This is a genomic window from Streptomyces sp. NPDC107500, from assembly GCF_055582785.1.
Map to the genome: position 1 here is coordinate 1274104 of NZ_JBVJPF010000001.1, position 13187 is coordinate 1287290.

Annotated in this window: 12 protein-coding genes; 11 read left to right on the plus strand and 1 reads right to left on the minus strand. The window is 74.1% G+C overall.

From position 1 onward, the window contains the following. Positions 1-7: 7 nt before the first annotated feature. Together ACZ67M_RS05655 and ACZ67M_RS05660 are read left to right on the plus strand one after the other, a co-directional pair. On the plus strand, positions 8-970 hold the full coding sequence (locus ACZ67M_RS05655) for a 5-dehydro-4-deoxyglucarate dehydratase (RefSeq protein ID WP_392018399.1): 963 nt from the start codon (positions 8-10) through the stop codon (positions 968-970). Beyond that, the gene (locus tag ACZ67M_RS05660) at positions 967-2136 is read left to right on the plus strand and encodes a hypothetical protein (RefSeq protein ID WP_469849647.1); all 1170 of its coding nucleotides are present in this window, start codon (positions 967-969) and stop codon (positions 2134-2136) included. The genes ACZ67M_RS05655 and ACZ67M_RS05660 overlap by 4 nt, the downstream gene beginning before the upstream one ends. 66 nt (positions 2137-2202) lie before the next feature. On the opposite strand, the gene ACZ67M_RS05665 is transcribed toward ACZ67M_RS05660, so the two are convergent. Then, complete coding sequence (locus ACZ67M_RS05665; RefSeq protein WP_469849649.1) at positions 2203-3441, minus strand: MFS transporter; 1239 nt, start codon at positions 3439-3441, stop codon at positions 2203-2205. A 142-nt stretch (positions 3442-3583) separates the two neighbouring features. Between ACZ67M_RS05665 and ACZ67M_RS05670 the strand changes: the two genes are divergently transcribed. The 9 genes from ACZ67M_RS05670 (at position 3584) to ACZ67M_RS05710 (ending at position 13149) form a co-directional block, all read left to right on the plus strand. Beyond that, complete coding sequence (locus ACZ67M_RS05670; RefSeq protein ID WP_469849650.1) at positions 3584-4186, plus strand: TIGR03086 family metal-binding protein; 603 nt, start codon at positions 3584-3586, stop codon at positions 4184-4186. 200 nt (positions 4187-4386) lie between these two features. Then, complete coding sequence (locus tag ACZ67M_RS05675; protein ID WP_385801327.1) at positions 4387-5055, plus strand: GntR family transcriptional regulator; 669 nt, start codon at positions 4387-4389, stop codon at positions 5053-5055. Further along, complete coding sequence (locus tag ACZ67M_RS05680; protein ID WP_329470237.1) at positions 5052-5960, plus strand: dihydrodipicolinate synthase family protein; 909 nt, start codon at positions 5052-5054, stop codon at positions 5958-5960. Before ACZ67M_RS05675 ends, ACZ67M_RS05680 begins: the two co-directional genes overlap by 4 nt. Further along, positions 5957-7696: an L-arabinonate dehydratase gene (gene araD / locus ACZ67M_RS05685; protein ID WP_361365911.1), complete on the plus strand. Its 1740-nt coding sequence runs from the start codon at positions 5957-5959 to the stop codon at positions 7694-7696. The genes ACZ67M_RS05680 and araD overlap by 4 nt, the downstream gene beginning before the upstream one ends. Positions 7697-7795: 99 nt before the next feature. Continuing rightward, the gene (locus ACZ67M_RS05690; RefSeq protein WP_122614821.1) at positions 7796-8731 is read left to right on the plus strand and encodes a carbohydrate ABC transporter permease; all 936 of its coding nucleotides are present in this window, start codon (positions 7796-7798) and stop codon (positions 8729-8731) included. Further along, on the plus strand, positions 8728-9627 hold the full coding sequence (locus ACZ67M_RS05695) for a carbohydrate ABC transporter permease (protein ID WP_469849653.1): 900 nt from the start codon (positions 8728-8730) through the stop codon (positions 9625-9627). Before ACZ67M_RS05690 ends, ACZ67M_RS05695 begins: the two co-directional genes overlap by 4 nt. Continuing rightward, a complete protein-coding gene (locus tag ACZ67M_RS05700; RefSeq protein ID WP_392018387.1) occupies positions 9624-10781 on the plus strand; it encodes a Gfo/Idh/MocA family protein in 1158 nt (385 codons plus the stop codon). Before ACZ67M_RS05695 ends, ACZ67M_RS05700 begins: the two co-directional genes overlap by 4 nt. After that, positions 10778-11623, plus strand: a complete 846-nt coding sequence (locus tag ACZ67M_RS05705; protein WP_385801334.1) for a DUF6807 domain-containing protein — start codon at positions 10778-10780, stop codon at positions 11621-11623. The genes ACZ67M_RS05700 and ACZ67M_RS05705 overlap by 4 nt, the downstream gene beginning before the upstream one ends. Next, entirely contained in the window at positions 11620-13149 is a 1530-nt protein-coding gene (locus ACZ67M_RS05710; protein ID WP_469849655.1) for a glycoside hydrolase family 43 protein, read from the plus strand. Before ACZ67M_RS05705 ends, ACZ67M_RS05710 begins: the two co-directional genes overlap by 4 nt. Positions 13150-13187 lie beyond the last annotated feature (38 nt).

The following is a 13187-nucleotide window of genomic DNA, read 5'->3' on the forward strand; positions in this document are numbered from 1 at the left end:
AGCGCCCGTGACCTCAGCCCCTCTCGCCGAACGGATCACGGCCCCCAGCGGGCCGCTGTTCTTCCCCGTCACGGCGTTCGGCCCCGACGGCGGCCTCGATCTCGACGCCTACCGCACCCATGTGCGCCAGGGGGTCGAGGCCGGGGCCGCCGCCGTGTTCGCCTGCTGCGGCACCGGCGAGTTCCACGCCCTCACGCCGGAGGAGTTCGAGGTCTGCGTCCGCGCGGCGGTCGAGGAGACGGCGGGCCGGGTGCCCGTGGTGGCGGGCGCGGGCTACGGCACCGCCCTCGCCGTGCGCCACGCCCGCCTCGCCGAGGCCGCCGGCGCCGACGGACTGCTGGCCATGCCGCCCTACCTGGTGGTCGCTGGCCAGGAGGGGCTGGTGCGGCACTACCGGGAGGTGGCCGCCGCGACCTCCCTCCCCGTGATCGTCTACCAGCGGGACAACGCCGTCTTCACCCCGGAGAGCGTGGTCGAACTGGCCCGCACGGACGGGATCTTCGGCCTCAAGGACGGGCTCGGCGACCTCGACCTGATGCAGCGCGTCATCAGTGCCGTGCGCACCGCGCTGCCCGGCGGCGACTTCCTGTACTTCAACGGCCTGCCGACCGCCGAGCAGACCCAGCTCGCCTACCGCGCGCTCGGCGTCACCCTGTACTCCTCCGCCGCGTTCTGCTTCGCCCCCGAGATCGCCCTCGCCTTCCACCGGGCACTGCGCACCGGCGACGACGCGCTCGCCCACCGTCTGCTCGACGGCTTCTACCGGCCGTTCGTCGAACTGCGCGCCCAGGGCCGCGGGTACGCCGTCGCCCTGGTCAAGGCGGGCGTACGGCTGCGCGGCCTGGACGTGGGGGAGGTGCGGACGCCGTTGCAGGAGCCGGCCGAGGACCACGTGAAGCAGCTCGCCCGGATCATCGAGCGGGGTTACGCGCTGCTCGACGCGGAGTCCGTCCCGGGGGAGGGCAAGTGAAGGCGTCGGCGTTCGTCTACCCGTGGGACGTCAACGGCGACCCGGACGCCCCCGCGCGCGTGGCGGACCTCGGTGTGTCCCAGGTGACGCTCGCCTCCGCGTACCACTCGACCCGCGCGCTCACCCCCCGTCACCCCCGCCACCGCGTCGTCACCGCCGAGCACGCCGCCGTGCTCTACGAGCCGGACGCCGCCCGCTGGCAGGGCCGCGTGCCGCGCCCGTACCGGGCCGGTGACTGGGCGCCCGGCGACGCCTGGGGCGAGGCCGCCGACGCCCTCGCGCGGGCGGGCCTGGAGGTGAGCACGTGGGTGGTCCTGGCCCACAACTCCCGCCTCGGCGCGGAACACCCGCACACCTCCGTCGTCAACGCCTACGGCGACCGCTACCCCTGGGCGCCGTGCGTCGCGCAGCCCGCCACCCGCGCGTACCTCACCGACCTGGCCGCCGAGGCGGCGGTGCGGCCCGGAGCGCGCGGCACCGAACTGGAGTCCCTCGGCTGGTACGGGCTCGCCCACCTGCACGCCCACGACAAGACCGGCGGGGTCGCCCTCGGGGACGCCGGGCAGTACCTCATGTCGCTCTGCTTCTGCCCGGACTGCCGGGACGGATACGGCGGTCAGGGCCTCGACGCCGACGAACTGGCCGCCGCCGTGCGCGCCGCGCTGGAGCCGGTGTGGCGGGGGACGGCGCCCTCGGACGGGGGCTGGGCGGGCGTCGAGAAGCTCCTCGGCGAGGCGCCGGCGAACGCCACGCGCGCGTGGCGGGACGAGACCGCCCGTACCCTCCAGGAGACGGCGGTCGCGGCCGTGCGCGCCGCGGCGCCCCCGGACTTCGAGGTCCTGCTCCACGCCGACCCCGTGTCCCACCACTGCGGCGCCAACGCCGGCGTCGACCCCGCGCACATCCTGTCCGTCGCGGACGGCGTGGTCGTGCCCTGCACGGGCGGCGCGGCCCTGCTGACGCCCTTCGCCGAGCAGAACCGCCCCGGTGCCGTCCTCGCCGCCAACCTCACCGTGGTCTCCGGCATGGGCGGCAGCCCGGCCACCCTCGCCGCGGACGCGTCCCACGCCGCCGAACGGGGCGCGACGGAACTGCGCCTGTACCACGCGGGCCTGGCGTCGGACGCCGACCTGAGGGGGGTGCGGTCGGCACTCGCGGAGCGGTGAGCCGGAGGGCGGCAGAGCCGGACGCCGTGGTTCGGCCCCGGGCTCACGGGCGGCCCCGCCGGGCCGTCACAGCCGCGTGCGGCCGGGACTCCCCCGCGGGCGGCGGGCGATGAGCGCCGCCGTCGTCAGCAGGGCGACGCCCAGGGCGGGCAGCAGCAACCGCGGGGGCACCGGCTCCACCAGGGCCGCTCCCGCCGCCAGGCCCAGGACGTTCGGGGCGAAGACGAGGGAGCCGGCCGTCGCGGTGACCCGGCCCAGGAGCGGTCCGGGCGTCTCGTGCTGGACCGCGGTCAGCGCGGCGATCAGCACCGCGGGCAGCCCCGCGCCGATCGCCGCGCCGGAGACCAGGGCCACCGCGTCGCTGGGGACCGCCCGCGCCGCGACCGCCACCGCGAACAGGGCGATCCCGGCGGCGGCGAAGCGGCGCCCGCCCAGTCGCCGCAGGGCGGGCCCGGCCAGCAGCCCCACCGTCACGGACCCGGCCCCCTGGACGGCGTACAGCGCACCCGCGTACGTGGGGGAGTGCCCGAGGCGGTCCACGACGGCGTAGACCGTGGCGCCGTTGACGCCGGCGCACAGCATCGTGGCGCCGCCGGCGAGGACGAGCGGGCGCAGCCGGGGGTGGCCCCACAGCAGGCGGGCGCCCTCGGCCGCCTGCCGCCATCCGTTCACCGCGGGGCGGGGCGGCGGCGCCTCGCGTACCCGCAGGGCCGCGTACACGCCCGTGGCCAGCACGAACGTCGCCGCGTCCAGCAGGGCCACGCCCGGGCCGCCGTACGCCGTGTAGAGGGCCGCGCCGGCCGGTGGCGCCACCAGTTTCATGCCCTCGTTGGCGGTGGTGCGCAGCCCGTTGAAGTCGCCGAGCAGCCGCGGCTCGACGGTGGCGGCGACGAGCGCCGCCTCGGCCGCGTCGTGGACGACGCCCGCCGCGCCGTACCCGAACAGCACCGCGAACAGCAGCCACAGCATGTCCGGTGAGTCGACGGCGAACAGCGTGAGCAGGAGGCCGGCCGTCAGCAGGCTCGTGGCGATCAGCAGCGGCCGGCGGCGCACGCGGTCCGCCACGGTGCCCAGCGCCGGGCCGGCCAGGGCCGGCGCCCACAGCGCGAGCACGCACAGCGCCGCGAGTCCGTCCGAGCCGGTGAGGTCCTTCACCCACACCCCGGACACGAGCCACATCGCCGAGGTGCCGAAGCCGGACACCACCACCCCGGTCAGATACAGGCCCGCGTCGCGGTCGCGCAGGACCCGGGACACCGCCCAGGGCCCACGCGTCCGGGGCGTCTTCTTCGTCCTTGGTGTCATGCCTGGTCAGCGTGGCCCTAAGGCCCGGCGCCGGGCATCGGGCAGGTGCCCTACCGGCCGCCCCCGCCGCCGATGAGTTCCGCGGTCCGGATCGGTCTACCTCCCAGGAGAGCAGGCCCGGCCGTCGCCCGAGGAGCACCCGATGACCCACGACACCACGACCCTCGATCTCGGCCCGCAGACGCGGGTCCTGGCCCGCCTCGCCGAGGGTGTGAGCGACGCGCGGCTGGGCGACCCGACGCCGTGCCCCGACCTCGCCGTCCGCAACCTGCTCGGCCACCTGACCGGCCTGTCCGTCGCCTTCCGCGACGCCGCGCGCAAGGACCTCGGCGCCACCACCGACACCGCCCCCGAGTCCTCCGTGCCGGACATCGGGCCCGGCTGGCGCGAGGAACTGGCCGGAGCGCTCGGCGAACTCGCGGTGGCCTGGCGCGACCCCGGCGCCTGGACCGGCATGACCCGGGCCGGCGGCATCGACCTGCCCGGCGACGTCGCCGGCGCCGTGGTCGCCGACGAACTGGTCGTCCACGGCTGGGACCTCGCCCGCGCGACCGGCCAGGAGTACCGCCCCGACCCGGCCGCGCTCCAGGCGGCGTACGGCCTGCTCAGCGCCGCCGCCGAGGAGGCCGACCGGGACGCGGGCATGTTCGGGCCGGTCGTCGCCGTGCCCGACGACGCGCCGCTGCTGGAGCGCGCGGTGGGCCTGAGCGGACGCGACCCCGGCTGGAGCCGCCCCGCCCGGTAGCGCCGGGGAACGGCCGGGGTGGTGGCGCCGCCCCGGCACGAACTTTCCTTTGTCAGAAGCATTGACGTGGCCTCGCGCCCCTCTTACCTTCAACGCGTCGTACTCCGTACGTCATATATGAGACGCGATACGCGAGATCGGATATCCGAAGTCGGACGTCCGGCGCCCGCGCATCCGACGCGAGACTCCGAGAGGCGCGCATGACCTCTGTGCCCACGCCGATCCCCTCCCGCACGCAGTACGTGCTGGAGGAGATCAAACGCCGCATCCTCACCGGCCGGCTGACGCCGGGCCAGGCCCTGGTCGAGACCGACCTCGCCGCACAGTTCGGGGTGTCCAAGACACCGGTGCGCGAGGCGCTCAAGACGCTGGCCGGGACCGGACTGGTCGTGATGAGCCAGTACAAGGGCGTCACGGTGCGCATGGTGGACGCGGACATGGCGCGCGAGGTCTACGACGTGCGGCTGCTCCTGGAGCCCGAGGCCCTGCGGCGCGCCGTGCGCCGCGGTGCCTCCCTGGACGCCGCCCGCTCCGCGCTGACCCGGGCCGACCAGGCCACCGACACGGCCGAACGGTCGCTGGCCAACCGCGAGTTCCACCGCGCCCTGTACGTGCCCTGCGGCAACCCGCTGCTCGGCCGGATGCTCGACGAGGTCCGCGACCAGGCGGCGCTCGTCTCCGCCGTCGCCTGGGCCGCCGACCCCTCCTGGCAGCGGGAGGCCGGCGAGCACCAGGAGATCCTGCGCCTCGCCCTCGCCGGTGACGCGGACGGCGCGGCCCGCGCCCTGCACGCGCACATCGCGTCCTTCGTCGAGCGGGCCTTCCCCGAAGCGGGGACGACGGCCCAGGAAGAGGACGGTCAGGCATGACAGCGACGTTCGAGACCCAGCGGGCGGCCCTGGCCGACGTGGTGGCGATCCCGGTGACCCCGTTCGCCGAGGACGGCTCCGTCGACCCCGCCACCTACCGGGCCCTGCTGCGTCGTCTGCTCGACGGCGGCATCACGACGCTCACCCCCAACGGCAACACCGGCGAGTTCTACGCCCTCTCCCCGGCCGAGCGGCGCCTGGTCACCGAGCTGACCGTCGAGGAGGCGGGCGACCGCGCCGCGATCCTGGTCGGCGTCGGCCACGACCTGCCGACCGCCGTCGCCTCCGCACGGCACGCCCGGGAACTGGGCGCCTCGATGGTGATGGTCCACCAGCCCGTCCACCCCTACGTCGCCCAGGGCGGCTGGGTCGACTACCACCGCGCCATCGCCGAGGCCGTGCCCGAACTCGGCGTCGTGCCCTACATCCGCAACGACCGGCTCACCGGCGCCCGCCTCACCGAACTCGCCGACGCCTGCCCCAACGTCCTCGGCGTCAAGTACGCCGTACCGGACGCCGCCAGGTTCGCCGCCTTCGCCCGCGACGCCGGCCTCGAACGCTTCGTGTGGATCGCGGGCCTGGCCGAGCCCTACGCCCCCTCGTACTTCAGCGCGGGAGCCACCGGCTTCACCTCGGGGCTGGTGAACGTCGCCCCGGCCGTGTCGCTGAACATGATCGAGGCGCTCCGCTCCGGCGACTACCCGGCCGCCATGAAGGTCTGGGAGCAGATCCGCCGCTTCGAGGAACTGCGTGCCGCCAACGGCTCCGCCAACAACGTCACCGTGGTCAAGGAGGCCCTCGCCGCCCTCGGCCTGTGCCGGCGCGAGGTCCGCCCGCCGAGCAAGCCCCTGCCCGAGAGCGAGCGCGCCGAGGTCGCCGCCATCGCCGCCGGATGGTCGATATGACACCCAGGAAATCCCCCGAACAGCTGCGCAGTCACCAGTGGTACGGCAGCGGCGTCTCCTCGGGCCTGCGCTCCTTCAGCCACCGCGCCCGCACCCGGCAGCTCGGCTACCTGCCCGAGGAGCACCTCGGCAAGCCCGTCATCGCCATCCTCAACACCTGGTCCGACATCAACCCCTGCCACGTCCACCTGCGCGACCGCGCCCAGGCGGTCAAGCGGGGTGTGTGGCAGGCGGGCGGATTCCCGCTGGAGTTCCCGGTCTCCACGCTGAGCGAGACCTTCCAGAAGCCGACGCCCATGCTCTACCGCAACCTCCTCGCCATGGAGACCGAGGAGCTGCTGCGCTCCTACCCGGTGGACGGCGCCGTGCTGATGGGCGGCTGCGACAAGTCGACCCCCGCCCTGCTGATGGGCGCCGCCAGCGTCGACCTCCCGGCGGTGTTCGTCCCCGCCGGGCCGATGCTCCCCGGGCACTGGCGCGGCGAGACCCTCGGCTCCGGCACCGACATGTGGAAGTACTGGGACGACATGCGGGCCGGCCTCATCGGCGACTGCGAGATGCACGAACTGGAGAGCGGTCTGGCCCGCTCGCCCGGCCACTGCATGACGATGGGTACGGCGTCCACGCTGACCGCCGCCGCCGAGGCGCTCGGCGTCACCGTCCCGGGCGCCTCCAGCATCCCGGCCGTCGACTCCGGGCACGACCGGATGGCCGCCGCGGCCGGCCTGCGCATCGTGGAACTGGTCCACCGGGACCGGAAACTGAGCGACATCCTCACCGCCGACGCCTTCGAGGACGCGGTCACCACGGTCCTCGGCCTCGGCGGCTCCACCAACGCCGTCATCCACCTGATCGCCATGGCGGGCCGCGCGGGCGTCACCCTCACGCTCGACGACTTCGACCGCATCGCCCGCACGGTGCCGGTCCTGGCCAACGTGCGGCCCGGCGGACAGACGTACCTGATGGAGGACTTCCACTTCGCCGGCGGCCTGCCCGGGTTCCTCTCCCGCATCACCGACCTGCTCCACCTGGACCGGCCCACCGTCGCCCACGACACGCTGCGGGAACAGCTGGACGGCGCCCTCGTCCACCACGACGACGTCATCCGGCCCCGGGACAACCCCGTCGCGAGCGAGGGCGGGGTGGCCGTCCTGCGCGGCAACCTCTGCCCGGACGGCGCGGTCATCAAGCACATCGCCGCCGAGCCGCACCTGCTCAAGCACACCGGGCGCGCGGTCGTCTTCGACGACTACCGGACCATGCAGCGCACCATCGACGACCCGGACCTGAACATCACCGCCGACAGCGTGCTGGTGCTGCGCGGCTCCGGCCCCAGGGGCGGCCCCGGCATGCCCGAGTACGGGATGCTGCCCATCCCCGACCACCTGCTCAAGCAGGGCGTGCGCGACATGGTCCGGATCTCCGACGCCCGGATGAGCGGCACGAGTTACGGCGCCTGCGTGCTGCACGTGGCGCCCGAGTCGCACGTCGGCGGGCCGCTGGCGCTGGTGCGCACCGGTGACTCCATCACCCTCGACGTCGAGGCGCGCTCGCTGCGGCTCGACGTGGACGACGAGGAGCTGGCACGGCGCCGGGCTGCGTGGACGCCGCCGCCCGCCCGCGCCGAGCGCGGCTACGGCGCGCTCTACGACGAACAGATCACCCAGGCCGACACCGGCTGCGACTTCGAGTTCCTGGCCCGCCCGGGCGCGGTGCGGGACCCGTACGCCGGCTGACCCCACCGCACGAAAGACCTCCGCACACCCCTGCACGCCGAGAAAGCGCTTCCTGCACGACCCGCGCACGACGTACCAGAACCAGAACGGAGAACTGTCATGGCCCAAGCCGCAGCCGTGGCGAAACCGCCCGCGCCACCCCGGCGGCGCCGTGCCTCCGCCACCCCGCGCAGGCTCCCCTACCTGCTGATCGGGCCGGCCGTCCTGCTGATGCTGGGCTTCATCGCCTATCCGGTCATCAGCGTCTTCTACTACAGCCTGCAGCACTACAACCCCACCAAGCCGTGGCGCAACGGCTTCGCCGGCTTCGACAACTTCGTCCGGATCTTCACCGACGACCCGGTGTTCCTGGACACCCTCGTCTTCAGCGCCAAGTGGGTCTTCGTCGAGGTCGGGCTGCAACTGCTCTTCGGCCTGGCGCTGGCGCTCATCGTCAACCAGACCTTCGTCGGCCGGGGCGTGGGACGCGCCCTGGTCTTCTCCCCCTGGGCCGTCTCCGGCGTGCTGACCTCCGCGATCTGGGTGCTGCTCTACAACTCCCAGACCGGCATCACCCGCTACCTCGCCGACATGGGCATCGGCTCCTACGGCACCAGCTGGCTCTCGGACACCTCCACCGTGTTCTCCGCGGCGGTCGTCGCCGACCTCTGGCGCGGCGTCCCCTTCTTCGCGATCCTCATCCTCGCCGACCTCCAGTCCGTCTCCAAGGACCTGTACGAGGCCGCCGAGGTCGACGGGGCGAGCCGCCTCAAGCAGTTCTGGCACATCACGCTGCCCCACCTCAAGGACGCCATCATCCTGTCCACCCTGCTGCGCGCGGTGTGGGAGTTCAACAACGTCGACCTGCTCTACACCCTGACCGGCGGCGGCCCCGCGGGAGTCACCACGACCCTGCCGCTGTACATCGCCAACACCAGCGTCGACGCCCACGACTTCGGCTACGCGTCGGCCCTCACCACGGTCGCGTTCGTGATCCTGCTCTTCTGCTCGATCGTCTACCTGCGGCTGAGCAAGTTCGGAGGCGAGAACAAGTGATCACCAAGGAGGCCACCGCGCCCGCCCCCGCGCCGACGCGGACCGACCACGAACCGCCGCGGTCGGCCGGGAAACGCCGCCCCGCCTGGGACGAGGTCCCCCGCTGGCAGATCTACCTCCCGCTCGGCATCTACCTGGTCTTCACCCTGGTCCCGTTCTACTGGATCCTGCTCTTCGCGCTGCGCCCGGCGGGCTCGACCTCGCTGGTGCCCTGGCCGATGACGTTCGACCACTTCGAGAAGGTGTGGACCGACCGCAGCTTCGGCACCTTCTTCCAGAACAGCGTCTACGTGGGCGTCGCCACCCTCGTGATGACCACCCTCGTCGCCCTGGCCGGCGGCTACGCCCTCGCCCGGTTCGACTTCAAGGTCAAGCGGGTCTTCATGCTGGGCCTGCTGTGCTCCCAGTTCGTGCCAGGCGCGCTGCTGCTCGTGCCGCTGTTCGAGATCTTCGCCGAACTCCAGATGATCAACTCGCTGGGCAGCGTCATCATCGCCGAGACCGTCTTCCAGCTGCCGCTGTCGATCATCCTGATCAGCAACTTCATCAAGAACGTGCCGTACTCCCTGGAGGAGGCGGCCTGGGTCGACGGCTGCGGCCGGTTCCGGGCCTTCCGGATCGTCGTGCTGCCGCTGCTGCGGCCGGGTCTGATCGCGGTGGGCTCCTTCGCCTTCGTGCACTCCTGGAACCACTTCCTGTTCGCCCTGATGTTCCTCAACAACCAGTCCAAGCAGACCATCCCGGTCGGCCTCAACTCCCTGATGAGCGCGGACAGCGTCGACCTCGGCGCGCTCGCCGCGGGCGGCATCATCGCCGCGGTCCCCGTCGTGATCGTCTTCGCCTTCATCCAGAAGTGGCTGATCACCGGCTTCAGCGCGGGGGCGGTGAAGGGATGAGCCCGCTTCCCGTCGTCCTCGCCGGCGCCCGCGGACACGGCCGCTGGCACGTCGCCAACATCCGCCGCCTGGAGCGGGCCGGACTGGTCCGGCTGGCCGGGATCTGCGAACTGACCCCGCTGACCGAGCAGGAGGCCGGCGGGGAACTCCCCGAGCAGTCCTCCGACTTCGGTGCCCTGCTGGACTCCACCGGCGCCCGGGTCGCGGTGGTCTGCACGCCGATCCCCACCCACACCGACCTCGCGCTGACCGCCGCCCGGCGGGGCGTGCACCTGCTCCTGGAGAAGCCCCCGGCGCCGTCCTACGCCGAGTTCCGGCGGATGGCCGACGGGGTCGCCGGGACCGGCGTGGCCTGCCAGGTCGGGTTCCAGTCACTCGGCTCGCACGCGGTGCCGGCGATCAGGGAACTGGTGGCCGAGGGGGCGATCGGTGAGGTCGTGGGCGTCGGCGGGGCCGGGGCGTGGGTGCGGGACGAGGCCTACTTCCGCCGGGCGCCCTGGGCGGGCAGGCGGCGGCTGGACGGCGCCGACGTGATCGACGGGGCGCTGACCAACCCGCTGGCGCACGCCGTCGCCACCGCCCTCGCGCTCGGCGGCACCACCCGCGCCGAGGACGTCACGGGCATCGAGACCGAACTGAGCCACGCCAACGACATCGAGGCCGACGACACCTCCTGCGTGCGGATCGGCACCGCGCGCGGGCACCGCGTCACCGTCGCCGCGACCCTGTGCGCGCAGCGGGCCGCCGAGCCGTACGTCCTGCTGCACGGCGGCAGCGGCCGCATCACCTTCTGGTACAAGCAGGACCGCATCCTGCTCCAGCGCGGCGGCCACGGCCCCGAGGAGTACCAGTACGGCCGCACCGACCTGCTGGAGAACCTGGTCGACCACCTCACCACTGGCGCCGCCCTGCTGGTGCCGCCGGACGAGACCGGTGCCTTCATGCGGGTCGTGGAGGCGATCCGCACGGCTCCCGACCCGGACCCGCTGCCCGCCGCCGCCTGGCACCGCGTCCCCGGGGAGAGCCGCCGCGTGGTCCCCGGCGTCGACGGACTCGTGGCGGCCGCCGCCGACACCCTCAGCCTCTACTCCGAGCTGGGCGCGCCCTGGGCGCCGCGCACCGAGCACGCGCTGAACGAGGTGAGTGCCCGGTGACCGGCGACGACACCCCGGTGCTGCGGGTGGCGGGCCGCCCCGTCGCCCGGTACCTCACCCGCCCCGAGTTGCCGTCGCGGCTCTCCCCGCGCCCCTGTCTGCACCCCGTCACCACCCTGGCCGGCACCCCCGTCACCGAGTTCCGCCCCGCCGACCACCTCCATCACCTCGGCGTCGGTGTCGCCGTTCCCGACGTCGAGGGGCACAACTTCTGGGGCGGGCGCACCTACGTCCGCGACCGCGGACCGACCGAGCTGGACAACCACGGCGCGCAGCGGCACACCGCCTTCCAGCTCCGCGACCCGGACGGCTTCGTCGAGGAACTGCGCTGGGTCGCCGCGGGCACCGAGCTGCTGCGCGAACGCCGCACCGTCGCCGCCACCGAACTCACCGCCACCGCCTGGGCGCTGGACTTCACCTTCTCCCTCACCAACGCCACCAGGGCCCCGCTCACCATCGGCAGCCCCGCCACCAACGGGCGCCCCGGCGCGGCCTACGGCGGCTTCTTCTGGCGGGCCCGCAAGGAGGGCGCGGCCCCGCGCGTCTTCACCGCCGGCCGGGAGGGCGAGCCGGAGGTCCACGGCCACCGCGCCGACTGGCTGGCGCTGAGCGGCGACACCTGGACGCTGGTCTTCGCCGGCGCCACCGAACGCACCCGGCGCGACCCGTGGTTCGTGCGCACCGAGGAGTACCCGGGGGTGGGGTCGTCGCTGGCCCACGACGACCGGGTGGCCGTCGCACCGGGGGACACCCTGGTCCGCCGGATCGTCACCGTGGTCGCCGACGGCCGCCTCGACGGCGACGGCGCCGCGGCCCTCGTCCGGAAGGCGGTCGGCCGGTGACCCCCGAGAGCGCGCGGACGTACACCAACCCCGTGCTGAACGCCGACTGGTCCGATCCGGACGTCGTGCGGGTCGGCGACGACTTCTACCTGACCGCCTCCAGCTTCGGCCGCGTCCCCGGCCTGCCCCTGCTGCACTCCCGGGACCTGGTCAACTGGACCCTGGTCGGGCACGCCCTGGACCGCCTGGAACCCGCCCACGCCTTCGCGGCGCCCGGCCCCGACCGGGGCGTCTGGGCACCGTCCCTGCGGCACCACGCCGACCGCTTCTGGATCTTCTGGGGCGACCCGGACCAGGGAGTCTTCCAGGTCAACGCTGCCGAGATCCGCGGGCCGTGGACCGCGCCCCGCCTGGTCAAGGCCGGCAAGGGACTGATCGACCCCTGCCCGCTGTGGGACGACGAGACGGGCGAGGCGTACCTCGTGCACGCCTGGGCCAGGTCCCGCTCCGGGATCAAGAACCGCCTCACCGGCCACCGCATGCACCCCGACGGCACCGAGGTCCTGGACGAGGGCGAGGTGATCGTCGACGCGGACCGCATCCCCGGCTGGTTCACCCTGGAGGGCCCCAAGCTCTACCGGCACGACGGCTGGTTCTGGATCCTGGCGCCCGCGGGGTCGGTCGAGACCGGCTGGCAGGGCGCCTTCCGCTCCCGCGGCTTCTTCGGGCCGTACGAGGAGCGGGTCGTCCTCGAACAGAAGGACACCGACGTCAACGGCCCCCACCAGGGCGGCTGGGTGCGCACGGCGTCCGGCGAGGACTGGTTCCTGCACTTCCAGCAGCGCGGCGCGTACGGGCGCGTGGTGCACCTCCAGCCCATGGTGTGGGGCGAGGACGGCTGGCCGGTGCTGGGCGACGACGGCGCCCCGGTCACCGAGCACCGGCGTCCCGCCCTGCCGCCGCAGCCGCCCGCCGCGCCGGCCACCGGCGACGACTTCCCCGGCGGTCGCCACGGCCGCCAGTGGTCGTGGACCGCCAACCCCCGCGACGGCTGGGCCACCCAGCACTCGGGGGACGGGCTGCGCCTCGCCTGCGTCCGCTCCGACGACGCGCACGACCTGCGCCGCGTGCCGAGCGTGCTCACCCAGCGGCTGCCCGGCGAGCCCGGCGTGGTCGAGGTGGAGCTGCGGCTGGACAGCGAGGAGCCGGGCGCGCGGGCCGGGCTCGCGGTCCTCGGCGACGCCTACCGCTGGATCGGGCTCCAGCGGGACGCCGACGGGACGGCGTACCTGGTGCACCGGTTCGCCGAGCCGGTGGCGCGGGCCGAGCGGGACGCCGACCGGCCCCTGCCCGCACCGCGGGGACGCGCGCTCCTGCGCGTGGAGACCGTCGCCGGGGCCCGGTGCCGTTTCTCCTACGACCTGGGCGACGGCCCGCGCCCCACCGGCCGGGACTTCGCCGCCACCCCCTGGGGCTGGGTCGGCGCCCTGCTCGGGCTGTTCGCCCTGGCGCCGGCCGGCCAGGGACACGCCGGCGCGGCCACCTTCACGCGGTTCCGCGTCGGACCGCACCCGCCCACCTACTGAACCACCCGAAGCTCCCCCTTTGTTGGATCCAGAAGAAG